Source organism: Streptomyces sp. NBC_00433, from assembly GCA_036015235.1.
Taxonomy (GTDB): domain Bacteria; phylum Actinomycetota; class Actinomycetes; order Streptomycetales; family Streptomycetaceae; genus Actinacidiphila.
Genome location: CP107926.1, coordinates 3,172,868 through 3,191,296, shown reverse-complemented (window position 1 = coordinate 3,191,296; position 18,429 = coordinate 3,172,868). Strand labels below are relative to the sequence as shown.

14 protein-coding genes are annotated in these 18,429 nt (G+C 73.6%); 12 read left to right on the top strand and 2 right to left on the bottom strand.

Annotation, left to right across the window (positions count from 1 at the left end):
• Positions 1 to 60 precede the first annotated feature (60 nt).
• Genes OG900_13160 through OG900_13130 form a run of 7 tightly spaced genes read left to right on the top strand, consistent with a single transcriptional unit; the run spans position 61 to position 7,137 of the window.
• On the top strand, positions 61 to 1,299 hold the full coding sequence (locus OG900_13160; protein WUH90949.1) for an inositol-3-phosphate synthase: 1,239 nt from the start codon (positions 61 to 63) through the stop codon (positions 1,297 to 1,299).
• Positions 1,296 to 2,168 carry a UbiA family prenyltransferase gene (locus OG900_13155; GenBank protein ID WUH90948.1) on the top strand — a complete coding sequence of 291 codons (873 nt, stop codon included), beginning with the start codon at positions 1,296 to 1,298 and terminating at the stop codon, positions 2,166 to 2,168. Before OG900_13160 ends, OG900_13155 begins: the two co-directional genes overlap by 4 nt.
• Positions 2,120 to 3,058, top strand: coding sequence for a sugar phosphate isomerase/epimerase (locus OG900_13150; GenBank protein WUH90947.1), 939 nt, complete (start codon positions 2,120 to 2,122; stop codon positions 3,056 to 3,058). The genes OG900_13155 and OG900_13150 overlap by 49 nt, the downstream gene beginning before the upstream one ends.
• Positions 3,055 to 3,732, top strand: coding sequence for an EboA domain-containing protein (locus OG900_13145; GenBank protein WUH90946.1), 678 nt, complete (start codon positions 3,055 to 3,057; stop codon positions 3,730 to 3,732). The genes OG900_13150 and OG900_13145 overlap by 4 nt, the downstream gene beginning before the upstream one ends.
• Complete coding sequence (locus OG900_13140) at positions 3,732 to 4,583, top strand: TatD family hydrolase (protein WUH90945.1); 852 nt, start codon at positions 3,732 to 3,734, stop codon at positions 4,581 to 4,583. Before OG900_13145 ends, OG900_13140 begins: the two co-directional genes overlap by 1 nt.
• The gene (eboE, locus tag OG900_13135; GenBank protein WUH90944.1) at positions 4,583 to 5,752 is read left to right on the top strand and encodes a metabolite traffic protein EboE; all 1,170 of its coding nucleotides are present in this window, start codon (positions 4,583 to 4,585) and stop codon (positions 5,750 to 5,752) included. The genes OG900_13140 and eboE overlap by 1 nt, the downstream gene beginning before the upstream one ends.
• Positions 5,749 to 7,137 carry an alkaline phosphatase family protein gene (locus OG900_13130; protein ID WUH90943.1) on the top strand — a complete coding sequence of 463 codons (1,389 nt, stop codon included), beginning with the start codon at positions 5,749 to 5,751 and terminating at the stop codon, positions 7,135 to 7,137. The genes eboE and OG900_13130 overlap by 4 nt, the downstream gene beginning before the upstream one ends.
• A gap of 268 nt (positions 7,138 to 7,405) precedes the next feature.
• Here the strand turns inward: OG900_13130 and ispG are convergent, their stop codons facing one another.
• Together ispG and ispH are read right to left on the bottom strand one after the other, a co-directional pair.
• Entirely contained in the window at positions 7,406 to 8,563 is a 1,158-nt protein-coding gene (gene ispG, locus OG900_13125; GenBank protein ID WUH90942.1) for a flavodoxin-dependent (E)-4-hydroxy-3-methylbut-2-enyl-diphosphate synthase, read from the bottom strand.
• A gap of 102 nt (positions 8,564 to 8,665) precedes the next feature.
• Positions 8,666 to 10,687: a 4-hydroxy-3-methylbut-2-enyl diphosphate reductase gene (ispH, locus tag OG900_13120; protein ID WUH90941.1), complete on the bottom strand. Its 2,022-nt coding sequence runs from the start codon at positions 10,685 to 10,687 to the stop codon at positions 8,666 to 8,668.
• Positions 10,688 to 11,010: 323 nt separating this feature from the next.
• Here ispH and OG900_13115 point away from each other — a divergent pair, with 323 nt between their 5' ends.
• From OG900_13115 to OG900_13095, 5 genes are all read left to right on the top strand, one after another.
• The gene (locus OG900_13115; protein WUH95741.1) at positions 11,011 to 12,144 is read left to right on the top strand and encodes a type III polyketide synthase; all 1,134 of its coding nucleotides are present in this window, start codon (positions 11,011 to 11,013) and stop codon (positions 12,142 to 12,144) included.
• 187 nt (positions 12,145 to 12,331) lie between these two features.
• The gene (locus OG900_13110; GenBank protein WUH95740.1) at positions 12,332 to 13,534 is read left to right on the top strand and encodes a DegT/DnrJ/EryC1/StrS aminotransferase family protein; all 1,203 of its coding nucleotides are present in this window, start codon (positions 12,332 to 12,334) and stop codon (positions 13,532 to 13,534) included.
• Complete coding sequence (locus tag OG900_13105) at positions 13,531 to 14,532, top strand: methyltransferase (protein ID WUH90940.1); 1,002 nt, start codon at positions 13,531 to 13,533, stop codon at positions 14,530 to 14,532. The genes OG900_13110 and OG900_13105 overlap by 4 nt, the downstream gene beginning before the upstream one ends.
• 50 nt (positions 14,533 to 14,582) lie before the next feature.
• Positions 14,583 to 16,943 carry a LuxR C-terminal-related transcriptional regulator gene (locus tag OG900_13100; GenBank protein ID WUH90939.1) on the top strand — a complete coding sequence of 787 codons (2,361 nt, stop codon included), beginning with the start codon at positions 14,583 to 14,585 and terminating at the stop codon, positions 16,941 to 16,943.
• Positions 16,944 to 17,306: 363 nt separating this feature from the next.
• Positions 17,307 to 18,383, top strand: a complete 1,077-nt coding sequence (locus OG900_13095) for a hydrogenase expression protein HypE (GenBank protein WUH90938.1) — start codon at positions 17,307 to 17,309, stop codon at positions 18,381 to 18,383.
• Positions 18,384 to 18,429: the final 46 nt, after the last annotated feature.

Genomic DNA, 18,429 nt, shown 5'->3' with positions numbered 1-18,429 from the left:
CCGCAGATCGGTTCGCTGTGTCCGCTGTGCCCGCTGTGTTCGTGATCGGAGGACAAGAACGTGCGTGCTGGCATCTGGTTCATCGGCGCCCGCGGATCCGTCGCCACCACCAGCGTGGTCGGCGCGCTCGCGCTGCGCGCCGGGCTGACGGAACCCGTGGGCTGCGTGACCGCCCACCCCGAACTCGACAGCGCTGCCCTGCCCGGCTTCGGCGACCTCTACTTCGGCGGCCACGACCTGGCCACCGGCCCGCTGGTCAAGAAGGCCGAGCAGCTCGCCGCCGCCGGAGTCGTGCCGGCCCGGCTGGTCCAGGCCCTGGCCGCGGACCTCGACGCGGTCGACGCCGACCTGCGGCACGCCCCCGAGGGCGCCACGCAGGGCCTGACCGCCGCGGCCGTCGCCCGCGACCTCACCGAATTCCGCGCCCGCCACCGCCTCGACCGGGTCGTCGTCGTCAACGTCGCCTCCACCGAGGCCGCCGCCCCGCCGCACCCCGCCCACGCCGAACTCGCCTCCCTCACCGAAGCTTTGGACGCGCCGGGCAGTGTGCTGCCGCCCAGCTCGCTCTACGCCTACGCGGCCTTCTCCGCGGACTGCCCCTACGTCGACTTCACCCCCTCCACCGGGGCCCGGCTGCCCGCGCTGGCCGAACTCGCCGCCCGGCGCGGCCTGCCCTACGCCGGACACGACGGCAAGACCGGCGAGACGCTGCTGAAGTCGGTGCTCGCCCCGATGTTCGCGATGCGCAACCTCGCCGTCCGCTCCTGGTCCGGCGTCAACCTGCTCGGCGGCGGCGACGGCGCCAACCTCGTGGACCCGGGCGCGAACGCCGCCAAGTCGGTCAGCAAGCAGCGGGTGCTGCGCGAGACCCTCGGCTACGCGCCCGCCGGCGACACCCGTATCGACTACGTGGCCGACATCGGCGACTTCAAGACCGCCTGGGACCTGATCACCTTCGAGGGCTTCCTCGGCACCGGCATGTGCCTGCAATTCACCTGGCAGGGCTGCGACTCGGCCCTCGCCGCCCCCCTGGTGCTCGACCTGGCCAGGATCACCCTGGCCGCACAGGAAGCGGGCCGAAGCGGCCCGCTGGAGGCGCTGGCCTACTTCTTCAAGGACCCGCTCGGCGACGTGGACCACGCGCTGCACGCCCAGTGGGCCGCGCTGCGGGCGTACGTGGCGGGGCTGGGTGCGGGTTCCAGCGCCGGGTCCGGCGGCGCGCCGGGTGCCGGGTCCGGTGCCGGGCTGGGCGCCGGGTCCGGGGGCGGGCTGGGCGCCGGGTCCGGGGGCGGGCGATGACCGGGCTGCGGGACCTCGCCGAGCTGGTCAGGGCCCCCGCCGCCCTGTCCGTGCCCGGCGACGCCGTCGCGGGGGCCGCGGCGGCCGGCGGGCTCGGGGCCAGGACCGTCGGGCTGTCCGCGTCGGCCGTGTGCCTGTACTGGTCGGGCATGGCCGCCAACGACTGGGCCGACCGCGAGTTGGACGCCAAGGAGCGCCCCGAGCGGCCGATCCCGTCCGGCCGCGTGCCGGCCGCCGCCGCGCTGGGCGTCGCGGCCGGCCTCAGCGCCGCGGGCCTCACCCTCGCCTGGCTCACCGGCGGCCCGCGCGCGCTCGCCGTGGCGGTCCCGCTGACGGCGGCGGTGTGGGCGTACGACCTCAAGCTGAAGGGCACCCCCGCGGGTCCCGCCGCGATGGCCGCCTGCCGCGGGCTCGACGTGCTGCTCGGCGCGACCACCCGCCCCGGCAGGTGGCGGCCCGCGGTGCTGCCCGCGCTCACTATCGCCGCGCACACCTATACGGTGACCGCCCTGTCCCGCCGCGAGGTCACCGGCGGCGGCCGCCTGCTGCCCGCCGCGACACTGGCCGGCACCGCGGGCATCGCGCTCGCCGCCGCCGAGCTCCCGGCCGCGCCCGCCCAGCCGCAGCGGACGTGGCCGGCCCGCGGCCTCGCCGGATGGTATGCCGCCGGTTACGGGGCGCCGCAGGCGCGGGCCGTCGCCACGCCGGACGCGGGTCATGTCCGGGCCGCGGTCGGCGCCGGGATCACCGGACTGCCCGCGCTCCAGGGCTCGCTGATCGCCCGGTCGGCGGGACCGCTGCCGGCCGCGCTCGTCGCCGTATGCGCCCCGCTCGGCCGGGCCCTGGCCAGGAAGGTGTCCCCGACGTGAGCGTCCGCTTCGGCTACGGCACCAACGGCTTCGCCAACCACCGCCTCGAAGACGCGCTCGCCGTCATCGCCGACCTGGGCTACGAGGGCGTCGCGCTGACCCTGGACCACCAGCACCTCGACCCCTTCGGCCCCGACCTGCCCCGCAGGACGGCCGCGCTGGCGGCCCGGCTCGACCGGCTCGGGCTCGCCGTCGTCATCGAGACCGGCGCCCGCTACCTGCTCGACCCGTGGCGCAAGCACGCGCCGACCCTGCTGGACGACGAGCCCGGCCCGCGGCTGGACTTCCTGCGCCGGGCGATCCGCGTCGGCGCCGACCTGGGGGCCGAGGCCGTCTCCTTCTGGGCCGGGATACGCCCCGCCGCGCTGCCGGCCCCCGCCGCGTGGGACCGGCTCCTACGGGGCTGCGACGAGGCCGCGGCCGTCGCGGACGCCGCCGGGGTGCGGCTCGGCTTCGAACCCGAACCCGGCATGCTCGTGCAGACCATCGACGACTGGTTCACCCTGCACGCCAGGCTCGGCGGCCCCGACTGCTTCGGCCTCACCCTCGACATCGGCCACTGCCGCTGCATCGAGCCGTGGCCGGTCGCGGAATGCGTCGCCAAGGCGGGCCCGCACCTGGTCAACGTCCAGATCGACGACATGGTCCGCGACGTCCACGAGCACCTGGAATTCGGCCGGGGCGAGGTCGACTTCCCCGCGGCCCTGGCCGCGCTCGCCTCCACCGGATACACCGGCCTGACCGCGGTGGAACTACCCCGCCACTCCCACGCCGCACCCGAGGTGGCGCGGTCGTCCCTGGCCTTCCTCGCGGCGGCACTCGCCTCGGCCGGACCCCGCCAAGCCCAGGCGGCAGGCGGCCGGCGTGGCGCCGAGGAGGTCGGGCGATGACCGGCGGGCAGCTCGCGGAGGTGCTCGAAGGGCGGGTCGCCGACCCGGGGTGGCTGGCCGACGCGGTGGACCGGGTGGCGCGGGACCCGGACGCGGTCGGCGTGCTCTTCCCCGCGGCGGGCCGCCGCTGCGGACGCGGGCCGCTGCCCGGGTCCGACTCCCCGGAGGGCAAGGCGGGGTGGACCGTGGACGACGCGGCCCGCGTCCTGCTGCTGACCGCGCTGCCGCTGCGCGGGCCCGCGCTGGCCGCGCAGGTGGACGCCCTCTACCGCTACGGCAGCGCCGACGAGAAGCGTGCCGTCCTGCGCGCCCTGCCGCTGCTGGACCTCGGGGCGGCCTGCGCGGAGATCCTGCACGACGCGATCCGTACCAACGACACCCGGCTGGTCGCCGCCGCCGTCGGGCCCTACGCCCGCCACCTCGACGACGCGATGTGGCGGCAGGCCGTGCTCAAGTGCGTCTTCATGGACATCCCGCTGACCGCGGTCGCCGACCTGGACCGGCGGGCCGACGGCGAACTCGGCCGCATGCTCGCCGACCTGGCCGCCGAGCGGCACGCCGCGGGACGGTCGATGCCCGAGGACGCCGACGTCCTGCTGGCGCTCATCGGCGACCTGCCGCGCGGCGGCGACACGGCGGACCGGCAGGACGAACGCGAGGGGAAGGCAGGCTGATGCGCATCTTCGACCCGCACATCCACATGACCTCACGGACCACCGACGACTACGAGCGGATGGCCGCCGCCGGCGTCAGAGCACTGGTCGAACCGGCCTTCTGGCTCGGCCAGCCGCGCACCAACGCCGGCTCCTTCACCGACTACTTCGACGCGCTGATCGGCTGGGAGCCCTACCGTGCCGCCCAGTTCGGCATCCGGCACCACTGCGCCATCGGCCTGAACCCCAAGGAGGCCAACGACCCGCGCTGCCGCGAGGTGCTCGGCCTGCTGCCCCGCTACCTGGCCAAGGACGGCGTCGTCGCGGTGGGCGAACTCGGCTACGACTCCATGACCCCGCGGGAGGACGAGGTCTTCGCCGCCCAACTCGCCCTGGCCGTGGCGCACGAACTGCCCGCGCTGGTGCACACCCCGCACCGCGACAAGCAGCGCGGCACCCTGCGCACCCTGGACGTCGTCAAGGAGTCCGGCATCGACCCGGCGCATGTCGTCGTGGACCACCTCAACGAGGTGACGGTCGGCTCGGTGGCCGGCAGCGGCTGCTGGATGGGCTTCTCCATCTACCCCGGCACCAAGATGTCGCCCGACCGGATGGCCGCGGTGCTGCGCGAGTACGGTCCTGAGCGCATCCTCGTCAACTCCGCGGCCGACTGGGGCCGCAGCGACCCGCTGCTGACGCTCGCCACCGGGCACGCCATGCTGGCGGCCGGCTTCACCGAGGACGACGTGGACCGGGTGCTGTGGCGCAATCCCGCCGACTTCTACGGCCAGTCCGGCCGGCTCGACCTGTCCCCGGCGCAGGAGCAGCCCGCGGCCTTCGCCGGCAACACCCTGGCCCGCGGGGGCAGCTGATGCGGCTGCGGCACCGCGACGGGCAGACCGTCCACCTCGGCTACTGCACCAACGTGCACGCGGGCGAGGAACTCCCCGAGATCATCGCCCAGTTGGACACCTACGCGGTCCCCGCCAGGAAGCTGCTCGGCGCCGACCGGCTCGGCGTCGGCCTGTGGCTGACCGCCCCCGTCGCCGCCCGACTCGCCGCCAACCCGCGCGCGGTGGCCCGGCTGCGGCACGACCTGGACCTGCGCGGCCTCGACGTCGTCACCTGCAACGGCTTCCCCTACCGGGCCTTCCACGCCCCGGTCGTGAAGCACGCCGTCTACCGACCCGACTGGCTCACCGACGCACGGCTGGACTACACCGCCGACCTGGCCCTGGTGCTCGCCGGGCTGCTCCCCGACGACGCCGCCCGCGGCTCGGTCTCCACCCTGCCGCTCGCCTGGCGCACCCCCTGGACCGGCGCGGACCAGGCCGCGGCGCGGCGGCGGCTCGCCGAACTCGCCGACCGGCTCGCCGCCGTGCACGAGCGGACCGGCCGGCTGGTCAGGGTCGGCTTCGAGGCGGAACCCGGCTGCGTCCTGGAGACCACCGAGCAGGTCGCCGCGGGACTGGCCGGCGTCGACACCCGCTACCTCGGGGTGTGCCTGGACCTGGCCCATCTGGCCTGCGCCTGGGAGGAACCCGCCGACGCGCTCGCCCGGCTGGCGGCGGCCGGCCTGCCCGTGGTCAAGGTCCAGGTGTCCGCGGCCCTCGCCGCCGAGCACCCGCAGGACCCGGCCACCGCCGCGGCGCTGCGCTCGTACGCCGAGCCGCGCTTCCTGCACCAGACCCGCTCGGCCGCCGGTCCCGCCGCCGACGACCTCCCCGAGGCACTCGACGCGGGCCTCCCGGGACCCTGGCGGGTCCACTACCACGTGCCGCTGCACGCCGACCCGCAGCCGCCGCTGCGCTCCACCGTCGACGTGCTGCGCGCCGCGCTCGCCGAACTCGTCGGCGGCGAGCAGGCCGTGTGCGACCACCTGGAGGTGGAGACGTACACCTGGAACGTCCTGCCGCCCGACCGGCGCCCCACCGGGCCCGCGGAGCTGGCCGAGGGCATCGCGGCCGAACTGGCCTTCACCCGCGGCGAACTGCTCGCCCTGGGCCTGCACGACCGACCCGTGAGGGAGATGACCCGGTGACCCCGCCGCCGACCCCGCTCGTCGTCCTCGACATCGTCGGCCTCACCCCGCGGCTGCTGCGGCACATGCCGCGCCTCGCCGCCGTCGCCGACACCGGCTGGCAGGCCGCGCTCACCCCCGTGCTGCCCGCCGTCACCTGCTCGGTGCAGGCCACCCTCCTCACCGGCGCGATGCCGCGCGAGCACGGCATCGTGGGCAACGGCTGGTATTTCCGCGACCTCGGCGAAGTCCTGCTGTGGCGCCAGCACAACGGACTCATGGGCGGCGACAAGCTCTGGGACGCCGCCCGCCGCCTGCACCCCGGCTACACGGTCGCCAACATCTGCTGGTGGTACGCGATGGGCGCCGACACCGACTGGACGGTCACCCCCCGCCCGATCTACCACGCCGACGGCCGCAAGGAACCCGACTGCTACACCGACCCGCCCGAGCTGCACGACGAACTCACCTCGGCACTCGGCACGTTCCCGCTCTTCAGCTACTGGGGCCCCGGCGCCGGGCTGCCGTCCTCGGCATGGATCTGCGCCGCCGCCCAGCAGATCATGGCGCGGCACGAACCCGACCTGACACTGGTCTACGTCCCGCACCTCGACTACGACCTCCAGCGATTCGGCCCCTCGGGCCCGCAGGCCGCCGCGGCGGCGGCCGAGCTGGACGCGGTGCTCGGCCCGCTCCTGGACCTGGCGCGCGACCGCGGTGCCACCGTCGTGGCGCTGTCCGAATACGGCATCACCGAGGCGAAGCGCCCGGTCGACGTCAACCGCCTGCTGCGCCGCGAGAACCTGCTGCGCGTCCACACCCAGGCCGGCATGGAATACCTCGACCCCTGGACGTCCCGCGCCTTCGCCGTCGCCGACCACCAGATCGCACACGTCTACGTGCCCGACCCGGCCGACCTCCCCCTGGTCCGCAAACTCTGCGCCGAACTGCCCGGCGTGGCCGAGGTGCTCGGCGGGCCGGAGAAGGCGGCGTTCGGCCTCGACCACCCGCGGGCCGGCGACCTCGTCCTGGTCGCCGAACCCGACGCCTGGTTCACCTACTACTACTGGCTCGACGACGCCCGCGCCCCCGACTTCGCCCGCCTGGTGGAAATCCACCGCAAGCCCGGCTACGACCCGGCCGAGCTGTTCTTCGACCCGGCCGCGCCGGGCGCCGCCAAGCGCCGGGCCGGCGTGGCGCTGGCCCGCAAGAAGCTGGGCTTGCGCTATCTGATGACGGCCATCGGACTCGACGCGGGCGCGGCCGCCGTGCGCGGTACGCACGGGCGGCTGCCCCTTGACCCGCAGGACGGGCCGGTGCTCCTCTGCTCCCACCCTCGCGGTGCGCGCGCCCACTACGAAGCCACGGAGGTCAAGCCGCTCCTCCTCTCCCTGACCACGCCATAGCCCGGCGGGGGCTTGTCGCGCAGTTCCCCGCCACTCCCTGCGGGGTGCTGTCACGGATTCCACAGTTGCTCTGTGTGGGTGGCTGTGCGCGCAGTTCCCCGCGCCCCTGGGTGGGTGCCACTTGCTGTGGCGTTGCTTGCCTGCGGCCCGGTGGGGGCTGTGCGCGCAGTTCCCCGCGCCCCTTTGGGCCTGCGTCCTCCTGCGTCCGACGTTCGCCCCTGGTTTTTCAGGGGGCCGTAGGTGGGATGTAAGCGCACCCCGCACGGGGTCAGGCCGTGATGACCTCGGGCTTGCCCGTGAGGCCCTGGGCGGTGGCCTCCTCGGCCAGACGCATGGCCTCATCGATGAGCGTCTCGACGATCTTCGACTCCGGCACGGTCGCAACGACCTTGCCCTTGACGAAGATCTGCCCCTTCCCATTCCCCGAGGCAACGCCGAGGTCCGCCTCGCGGGCCTCGCCAGGACCGTTGACGACGCAGCCCATCACAGCGACGCGCAACGGCACTTCCATGCCCTCAAGGCCGGCGGTGACCTGGTCGGCGAGCTTGTAGACGTCGACCTGGGCGCGGCCGCAGGAGGGGCAGGAGACGATCTCCAGGCGGCGCTGGCGCAGGTTCAGCGACTCCAGGATCGCGATACCGACCTTGGCCTCCTCCGCCGGAGGGGCCGACAGCGACACCCGGATGGTGTCGCCGATGCCCTCGGCGAGCAGCGCGCCGAAGGCGACCGCCGACTTCACCGTGCCCTGGAAGGAGGGGCCGGCCTCGGTCACCCCGAGGTGCAGGGGGTAGTCGCAGGCCGCCGCGAGCTTGCGGTAGGCGGCGATCATCACGACCGGGTCGTGGTGCTTGACGGAGATCTTGATGTCCTGGAAGCCGTGCTCCTCGAAGAGCGAGCACTCCCACAGCGCCGACTCCACGAGCGCGTCCGGCGTGGCGCTGCCGTGCTTGGCCAGCAGCCGCTTGTCCAGCGAACCCGCGTTGACCCCGATCCTGATGGGCACCCGCGCGTCGGCCGCGGCCTTGGCGATCTGGGCGACCTTGTCGTCGAACTCCTTGATGTTGCCCGGGTTCACCCGCACCGCGGCGCACCCGGCGTCGATCGCGGCGAAGACGTACCGCGGCTGGAAGTGGATGTCGGCGATCACCGGGATCTGCGACTTGCGGGCGATCTCCGGCAGCGCTTCCGCGTCGTCGGCGGACGGCACCGCCACCCGTACGATCTGGCAGCCGGACGCGGTCAGTTCGGCGATCTGCTGGAGCGTGGCGTTGACGTCCGCGGTCACCGTGGTCGTCATGGACTGGACGCTCACCGGCGCCCCGCCGCCGACCAGTACGGCTCTGTCGTCGTGGCCGAGTCTGAGCTGCCTGCTCACCCGGCGCGGGCCGAGGGACAGCGGTATCTGCGGTATGCCGAGATCCACCATGTGCGGTCATCCTCTCCGTTCGGTCGTGCCGGGCCGGCACATCGGGTGCTCCGCCCGTCGCCTTCTCCCGGGGGCCGTCGGCCGGCCCCCGGGTGGGGCACCTCAGCGGTCCCGGTAGGCCACCTGCGCGGCCATCTCGCCCAGCCGCTCCCGCCAGCCGTCCGCCAGCGGCGCCGTGTCGAGCGCGGTGCGGGCGGTCGTCACCAGCGCGTCGATCCGCTTCTCGATCTCCTCGCGCACCCCGGAGGCCAGCAGCGCGGCGCGCAGCCCGGCCGGGTCGAAGTCGCCCTGCCTGCCCGCCTCCAGCAGCCTGGCCACCTCGGCGTCGCCGGTGGCCGCCAGCGCCAGCAGCAGGTTCATCTTGTGCTCGCTGACGTCGAGTCCGGCGGGCTTGCCGGTCGCCGCCGCGTCGCCGAAGGCGTCCAGCAGGTCGTCGCGCAACTGGAAGGCCTCACCGGCGGCGAGGCCGTACACCTCGAAGGCCTCCTGCAGGTCGGGCCGCCCCGCCAGGGACGCGCCGAGCGAGAGCGGGCGGTGGATGGTGTAGCGGCCGGACTTGCACACCGCGATCCAGCGGGCCAGGGCCGGGTCGGGCGCGGCCTCCGCGGCGAGCGCGATGTCCAGGTGCTGGCCGACCAGCATCTCGGTGCCCAGCCGCATCCAGATGTCCCTGGCCTGCGCGGGCAGGCCGCCGGCCAGTTGGTGGGCGTAGCCGAAGGCCAGGTCGCCGGCGAGGATCGCGACGCCTTCGCCGTACCGCCGCGCCTCGCCGGTCCAGCCCAGCTCCGCGTGGATTCCGGCGTGTTTGGCGTGCACCGTCGGGACGCCGCGCCGGGTGGGGGAGTTGTCCAGCACGTCGTCGTGGATGAGGGCGTGGGCGTGCAGCAGTTCCAGGCCCGCCGCCGCCGCGACGACCGCGTCGGCGCCCGCCGTGTCGTCGAGGGTGCCGCCGGCCGCCAGGTAGCCGCTGACGCAGAAGGTGGGGCGCAGCCGCTTGCCGCCCGCGGCGACCAGCTCCCCGACCGCCTCGACCGGCACCGCCGCCCGCGCGTCGACCGAACCCCATTGCGCTGCCTCGGCGTTCAGCAAATCCGTAATCCTGGCGCTGACCCGGTCGAGCAGTTCGGCGCCGGCGTCGCGGGTGTCCGCGCGCCGCGGCGAAGCGGGCTCCAGGCCCAACGGCGGCCGGAAGACCACGGTTTCCGTCGCGGTGACCTCGGTCTCGGTGTCGGTGTAGCCCAGTTCGGCGAGCCGCGCGACGACCTGCTCGACCAGCACCTCGGGTGCGCTGGCCCCGGCGCTCAGGCCCACGGTGGCCACGCCGTCGAGCCATGCGGGGTCCAGGTGCCCGGCGTCGGGCAGCAGATGGGCCCGGGTGCCGGCGTCCTGGGCGACCTCCACCATCCGCACGGAGTTGCTGGAGTTGGCCGAGCCGACGACCAGCACCAGGTCGCTGCGCCCGGCGATCGACTTCACGGAATTCTGCCGGTTCTGGCTGGCGTAGCAGACGTCGTCGGTGCCCGGCCCGGTCAGTCCGGGGAAGCGCTCCTGGAGGATCGACACGATCTCCTCGGTGTCGTCCAGCGACAGCGTGGTCTGGGTGAGATAGCTGACCGGTGCCCCCGGCGGCAGGTCGAGCCGCCTGGCCTCCTCGGCGTCCTGCACGATGACCGTACGGTCCGGCGCCTCGCCGAAGGTGCCCTCGATCTCCTCGTGGTCGGCGTGCCCGACGAGGATCAGCGTCCGCCCGTCGCGGGCGTATCTGCGGGCCTCCTGGTGCACCTTGGCGACCAGCGGGCAGGTGGCGTCGATGACGGTGAGGTCCCGCTCGGCGGCGTTGTCCCGCACCTGCGGGGACACGCCGTGCGCGGAGAAGATGCACACCGCCCCGTCCGGCACCTCGGTCTCGGAGTCGACGAACCTGGCGCCGCGCTCCTCCAGATCCCGCACCACGTGTTCGTTGTGCACGATCTGCTTGCGTACGTAGACGGGGGCGCCGTGCAGTTCGAGAGCACGCTCCACGATCTCGATGGCCCTGCGCACACCGGCGCAGAAGCCGCGCGGCTCCGCCAGAATGACCTTCTTGCCGCCCGATTGCCGCTCGTTGTCCAGTGTGGTAGCCATATGGAAAAGGGTGCTTGAGCCGCGGAGCCGAACACAAGCTTCCCGGTGGGGCAGATTATTGTCACCCCGTCACAAAGAGCCGGCCGGTAAGTCGGGGCCGGGTAACCCGTGCCGACTGTCCGGTGAGTTGGCGGCGGCTTGGCGGCATGCGCGAACGATGATCGAAGTGCCTCGCGACAGGGTGTGAGATACCTGCTGTCAGGGCTGTGACCTGCGATGACACCATCCTGCGGGCCTTTCCGTACCCTGCCAAGCCGCCGCCAAGTCGATCGCAAGTTAAATGGGGAACGATAAGACGTACCGTGTCGGGAGACTTCGGGGAAATCTCTACCCACAGAAGGCGGATGCGAGGTATGGCAACTCTGTGCAAGCCAGCGGTGAGCGTGCCGGAAAACGTCATCACCATGGAAGACACCCTTGAATTCGCTAAGAAGGTGCACAAGGGAAAGCCTCAGCTTCCGTTGGCTCTTCGGCTGATCGAGAAGACCGGGGTAAGAAAGCGGCATATCGTCCAGCCCATCGAGCAGACACTCCGGCACCCGGGCTTCGAGGAGCGCAACCGGGTCTACGAGCTGGAGTCCAAGAAGCTGTGCCCGCCGGTCATCGAGCGGGCCCTGGCCAACGCGGGCGTCAAGGCGCAGGACATCGACGCCATCATCTACGTGTCCTGCACCGGTTTCATGATGCCGTCGCTGACGGCATGGCTCATCAATGCCATGGGCTTCCGCTACGACACCCGGCAGATCCCCATAGCGCAGCTCGGCTGCGCGGCGGGCGGCGCGGCGATCAACCGCGCCAACGACTTCTGCGAGGCGCACCCGGACTCCAACGTCCTGATCGTCTCCTGCGAGCTGTGCTCGCTGTGCTACCAGCCGGTCGACGACAACGTCGGATCGCTGCTGTCCGACGGCCTGTTCGGCGACGCGGTGGCGGCAGCCGTCGTCCGCGGCAACGGCGGCACGGGGGTGCGGTTGGAGCGCAACGCCTCCTACCTCATCCCGAACACCGAGGACTGGATCTCCTACGCGGTGCGCTCCACCGGCTTCCACTTCCAGCTCGACCGACGGGTGCCGGGCACGATGGAGCCGCTCGCGCCCATCCTGCGGCAACTCGCCGCGAGTCACGGGTGGAACGTCGCCAACCTGGACTTCTACATCATCCACGCCGGCGGCCCGCGCATCCTGGACGACCTGTGCAAGTACCTGAACGTCGACCGCGACATGTTCCGGCACAGCTGGTCGACGCTGAGCGACTACGGCAACATCGCCAGCGCCGTCGTCCTCGAAGCGCTGCGCAGGCTGTTCGAGGAGGACGAGATGCTGCCCGGCGGCACCGGGATCATCGCCGGCTTCGGCCCGGGTATCACCGCCGAGATGGCGGTGGGCAGTTGGGTCGCCGACGTACCGCGCCCCCGGCTCGCCACGCCGGTCGCCGCAGCCGCGACCCCCGTGGTGTGACCCGCGGGGTGTGACCCGACGGGTGGCACCCGAGGCGTGACCCGCGCGGCGTCGACCCGCGCGGTGTGACCCGCGCACACCGCACCGGGCCGTCGTCCGCGCGGCCCAGGAAAACCGCATGACCCAACCACCGGAAGTCCGCACGCGGGCCGCCGGTCTCCCCCAAGTGTCGCCGGAGGTGGCCACGTTGGACCCGATCCCCTTGGTTCACGCGAGTCTGGGCAAGCTGGAACTCGCAGCCGTCGAGGAGGTGTTCGCCTCGGACTGGACGGCAGGCCAGGGCCCGCGCGGCAAGGCGCTGGAGAAGGAGCTTGCCGAGCGCTACGGCGTCGGTGACGCCGTCACGCTCAGCAGCTGCGCCGCGGCGCTGCACCTGGCGCTGCTCGCGCTGAACGTCCAGCCGGGCGACGAGATCATCGTCGCCGACTACACCTTCCCCGCGCCCGCCCACGCGGCGCGCTACGTCGGCGCCGTCCCGGTCTTCGCCGACGCCCGGCCCGACACCGGCACGATCGACCCGCAGGCGGTGGCCGACCTGATCGGCCCGCGTACCGTCGGCGTGATCGCCGTCGACACCGTCGGCCTGCCCGCCGACTACGCCGAACTGCAGGCGCTCACCGGCCGCCACGGCCTCTTCCTCATCGAGGACGCGGCCTGCGCGGTGGGCGCCACCTACCGTGGCGCGCCGGCCGGCGCGCTGGCCCCGATCGCCTGCCTGTCCTTCCACGGGCGCAAGGGCATCACCAGCGGCGAGGGCGGCGCGCTGCTCGCCGCCGACCCGGCGATCGGCGCCGACGTACGGCTGCGGTCGTCCTTCGGCATCGGCAGCATCTTCGACAAGTCGCAGCTGATCGGCCTGCCCATCCCGGAATTCACCGAGATCGGCTACAACTACAAGCTGTCCGACATCGCCGCCGCGATCCTCCAGGTGCAGCTCGGCCGCATCGGCGAACTGCTGGAGCGGCGCAACACGGTGGCGGCCCGCTACGCCGAACTGCTCGCCGGCGAGGAGCTGCTGACGCTGCCGCACGTGCCGGCCGACCGCACCCACGCCTGGCAGTCCTACCTGGTCGCGCTCGACCCGGCCGTGGACCGTGCCGCCGTCGCCGCCGACCTGCGGGCCCAGGGCATCGGCTGCGGCCACGGCACGTGGGCGAGCCACACGCAGCCGGTCTACGACTCCAAGCAGACCTGCCCGGTCTCCGCGGACCTCTTCGCCCGCCAACTCGCCATCCCCATGCACGCGGAGCTGACCGTCGACCAGGCGGAGAGGGTCGCGCACGCCCTGCGCACCGCCCTGCGCGCCCACGCGAAGCCGCGGCCGCGCACGGCCGTGGCGGCGTCCGCCACCACCGCGAGCCCGCACGAGAACCAGGAAGGTACGTCATGACCAGCACCCAGCCGTCGTCCGATCGGATCATGGGGCTCATCACCGGCTACTGGGCCACCGGCATCGTCGGTGCGGCGGCGACCCACTCGGTCTTCACCCACCTGGAGGACGGCGCCACCACCGCCGACGACGTCGCCGCCCGTGCCGCGATATCGTCGCGCGGCGCCCAGGCCCTGCTCGACGGCCTGGTCAGCGTCGGCCTGGTCGAGGTGGGCGACGGCCGCTACCGCAACACCGCGGAGGCCTCCACCTTCCTGGTGGAGGGCCGCCCCACCTGCCTGAGCGGCTTCGCGAAGCTCAAGGCCGGCCACATGGCCTCGCTCGCGGGGCTGCCCGACGTCGTCAGGGCCGGCGGGCCGCTCACCGACGCGGTGGTCGAGGTCGCCGACAACCCGCACTGGGAGGAGCTGGTCCAGGCGCTCGCCGCCCAGTCCGTCCCGGTGGCGCACACCGCCGCGGACACCCTGCGGATCGCCGAAGCCGGCGAGGTGTCGATCCTCGACATCGGCGGCGGCTCCGGCGTCTACTCGGCCGCCTGGCTGGAGCGCAACCCCGCCGCCCGCTCCACCCAGCTCGACTGGGCGCCCATCAACGCGATCGCCCGCCGGCTGCTCGCCGAGCGGGGCCTGGCCGACCGCGTCGACTACGTCGACGGCGACTTCCACACCGCCGACCTCGGCGCCGCCGGCGCGTACGACATCGTCGTCTACTCCAACATCGCGCACCAGGAGGGCCCCGAGGACAACATGGCGCTCTTCGCCCGGGTGCGGAACGTCCTCAAGCCCGGCGGGACGCTGGTCGTCTCCGACTACGTCGTGGACGACGACCGCAGCGGGCCGAAGTACCCGCTGACCTTCGCCTCGGAGATGCTGCTCAAGAGCCGGCACGGCAGCAGTTGGCGGCGGGCCGACTACCAGGCCTGGCTCGGCAAGACCGGCTACGACGACATCACCTTCCAGACCACGCTGTCGCCGACCACGCTGATCTTCGCCCGGTAGCGGTAGCGGTGACCGGCGCCGCCGCAGCTCCGACGAGCACGAGTACGGGTATGAGCACCTTTACGAGTACAAGTACGAGTACGGCTACGGGCACGGGCGCCAAGGGCCACGAGGGGACATCCGGCCTGGGCGACCTGCTGCTCAACCGGATGACCACCCCGGCCGGCTACATCGGCACCACCCCGACCGGGCTGATCGGCCGCTCCGCCGACCTGGCGCGGCTCGCCGCGGTGACCACCGCCCCGGACGCCGGCCTGGTCACCGTGACCGGGCCGGCCGGGGTCGGCAAGAGCCGGCTGGTGATGGAGTTCTTCCGGCACCGCGGCACCGGTCCGGGCGGCGGCGTCGAGGTCTTCGACTTCGCCCAGGTGACCGACACCTCGGTGGCAGGACTCATGCTGCGCCAGCTCAGGGAGCAGTGCTACGAGGGCTCGCCCGCCGTCAGAAAGGCCCTGGAAAGGGTGGCGGCGGGCAAGCACACCCTGCTGTTCGACCACTACGAGGACGTCGCCGACGACCTCGCGCCGCTGCTCGCCGAATTCCGCCGGTCCTGCCCGCAGGTCCGTATCGTCTGCGTCGGCACGACCCGGCTCGGGCTCTACGGCGAGCGCGTCGTACGGCTCGGCCCGCTGCCGACCGGCGACCCGGCGCAGGACTCACCGCTGTCCGCCGTTCCCGCGGTGGAGCTGTTCGTGCAGTGCGCGCGGGCCGTACGTCCCGAGTTCGCGCTGACCGCGGAGAACTCGCGCTTCGTGCTGGCCCTCTGCCGGCAGGCCGGCGGCCTGCCGCTGGCCATCGAACTGGCCGCCTCCCAGATCACCCTGGCCGAACCCGACCTGATCCTGGAGCGGTTCGCCCACGACCCCGGCGCCCTGCACCGGCCCGACCACCACCCCTACTCACGGCATTCCAGCGTCGGCGGCATGGTCTCCTGGGTGCTGGCCAGGCTCCGTCCCGAGGAGCGCGCACAGCTCGTCCAACTCGCCGTCTTCGAGGGCCCTTTCACCATGCGCGCGGCCGCCGGGGTGCTGGACGGCTGCCACGGCGCCGACCTGCGGACCATGGAAGGGCTCATCGACAAGAGCGTCCTGGTCCCCGACGAAGGCCACGGCGGCGAGGTGCGGTTGGCCATCCCGCACGCCGTACGGCTCGCCGCCGCGGGCCTGCTGGCCCGGCTGCCCGCCCACGCGGCTCTGCGGCGTGCCCACGCCGAGCACTTCCGCCGCGCCGCTGCCGCCGGGGCGGGCATCGGCCCCGAGACCCGGGCGGACCTGCTCGCCGCCTTCGAGCACTGGCGGGAGGCGGGTGACGGCCGCGCCATGGCGGTCATCGCGCAGGCCCTGCGGGAGCAGTCGCCGACCCCGGCGCAGGCCTTGAACTGCCTGCGGCTGACCGAGGAGGCGCTACGGGCCCGGGTCGACGACCCCCGGCTGCACGCCCGCACCCTGGAGGCGGCCGGCGAACTGGCGCTGCGCCTGGGCACCCCGACCGCCCGCGCGCACCTCACCCGGGCCCGCGAAGCCCACCGCGCCGCGCACGACGAGCAGGGCGCGGTGCGCTGCCTCGCGCTGCTCGGCGAGGAGGCCTACGCGGCGGGGGAGTTGGACCGGGCACGACGGCTCTTCGAGGAGGCGCACGCGGCCGGGGCGGGCCTCTCCCCGCCCGCCGGGGGGCAGCTGACCCTGCGCCTCGCGGCCGTCCTGCGCGACGCGGGCGACCTGCCCAGGGCCGGCGAACTGGCCCTGGCCGCGCTGGCGGCGGAGCTGGGGCAGTCACCCGACGGCGGCCCCGGCGCACTGCTCGCGCGATACGTCCTGGCGACGGTCCGCTGGTCGGAGCACGATTCGGCGCAGGCCCGCGCCCTCTTCGCCGACGCGGCCGAGCAGATCGGCACCCTGCCCGAGGCGGCGCCCGAGCGGGCGGAGTGCCTGGAATTCCTGGCCGTCACCCTGGTCAAGTGGGGCCGCACCGCGGACTGGCAGCGTGTCGCCGCGGCCCTGGCACTGGCCGATCACCTGCGGCGCCGCGGTGGCCGGGCCCGCCCGAGGCATCTGCACGGGCGGGTGGCCCCGGTCCTGGCGGCCGCGGCCCTGGAACTGACCGCGGCCGAATACGCCCGTGCCCGCAGGTCGGGCCCCGACCTCGGCTGGGCCGTTGCCCTGCGCTTGATCCCCGCGGAGTCGCCGGCGGCGGCTCCGGCCCCGGCTCCTGCGACGTCCCCCGACGTCGCGGCGACCCTCACCAAGCGCGAGCTGGAAGTCGCCCTGCTCGTGGCCGAGGGCCTGACCAACCGCATCATCGCCCGGGAACTCGGCATCGCCGAGTGGACCGTGGTGAACCACCTCCGCAAGGTGATGCGGAAGCTCGGCTGCCAGTCCCGTGTCCAGGTCACCCGCCGCCTGTCCGCCTGACCCCGCGCGGCCGAGCACCGCACCCCGCAGCTGATCCTGCCCCACCCGTACCGCCCCGGGCGCGCGATCCTCCGCCGCCCGGGGCGGTCGCGCGTCCCGGGCCGTACGCCCGGCGCGGCCGCGGTCGGCCATGCGGGCGAATTCCCCGGACGCATTCGTGTGACGGCGCGGCCGGGGCGCCGCCGCCGCGGCGCGGGCCGCCCGTAGCGTCGCCGGGGTCGGCTCGTCCTCCCGCGGGCCGTGCGCCAGGGCCGCCACCGGAACGGCGCAGTCCGATGTCACACCGTCCGGCCCCTGCCAGAACAGTGGTGTCTGACGTGCGGGTCCTCGCCCTGTCGCCCGCGCCCAGAGGAGGAATTCCCCATGACGACCTCATCACCGGCCGCGCAGGCCCCGGCGCCCGAGCAGCAGGAGGACAAGCCGATCCACATCCTCTGGATCAACGCCGGGCTGAGCTGCGACGGCGACTCGGTGTCGCTGACCGCGGCCACCCAGCCGAGCATCGAGGAGATCGCGCTGAGCGTGCTGCCCGGTCTGCCGAAGATCGAGGTGCACTGGCCGCTGATCGACTTCGAGTGCGGCCCGGTGCAGGGCGCGGACACCTTCATCGAGTGGTTCTTCAAGGGCGAGCGGGGCGAGATCGACCCGTTCGTGCTGGTCGTGGAGGGGTCGATCCCCAACGAGGCGATCAAGCCCGAGGGCTACTGGTGCGGTTTCGGCGACGACCCGGAGACCGGCCAGCCGATCACCACCAGCGAGTGGCTCGACCGGCTCGCACCCAAGGCGCTGGCCGTCGTCGCGATCGGCACCTGCGCCGCCTACGGCGGCATCCACGCGATGGCCGGCAACCCCACCGGGGCGATGGGCGTACCCGACTACCTGGGCTGGGACTGGAAGTCCCACGCGGGCATCCCGCTGGTGTGCGTGCCCGGCTGCCCCATCCAGCCGGACAACTTCGCGGAGACGCTGGTCTACCTGCTGCACCAGGCGTCGGGGGCGGCCCCGATGATCCCGCTGGACGAGCAGCTGCGGCCCGCCTGGCTGTTCGGCGCCACCGTCCACGAGGGCTGCGACCGCGCCGGCTACTACGAGCAGGGGCAGTTCGCCGACACGTACGACTCGCCCAAGTGCCTGGTCAAGCTGGGCTGCTGGGGGCCGGTCGTGAAGTGCAACGTGCCCAAGCGCGGGTGGATGAACGGCATCGGCGGCTGCCCGAACGTCGGCGGCATCTGCATCGCCTGCACGATGCCGGGCTTTCCCGACAAGTTCATGCCGTTCATGGACGAGCCGCCCGGCGGCAAGGTGTCGAGCGCCGCGAGCACCGTCTACGGCTCGGTGGTCCGCAGGCTGCGGGCGGTGACCATGCACACCGTGGACGCGGAGCCCAAGTGGCGCACCCGCGGCGACACCCTCACCACCGGCTACCGGCCCCCGTGGTGACCCGCCGGCCGGCACCCCGCCGGCCGCGGCACCACCGGGCCGATCC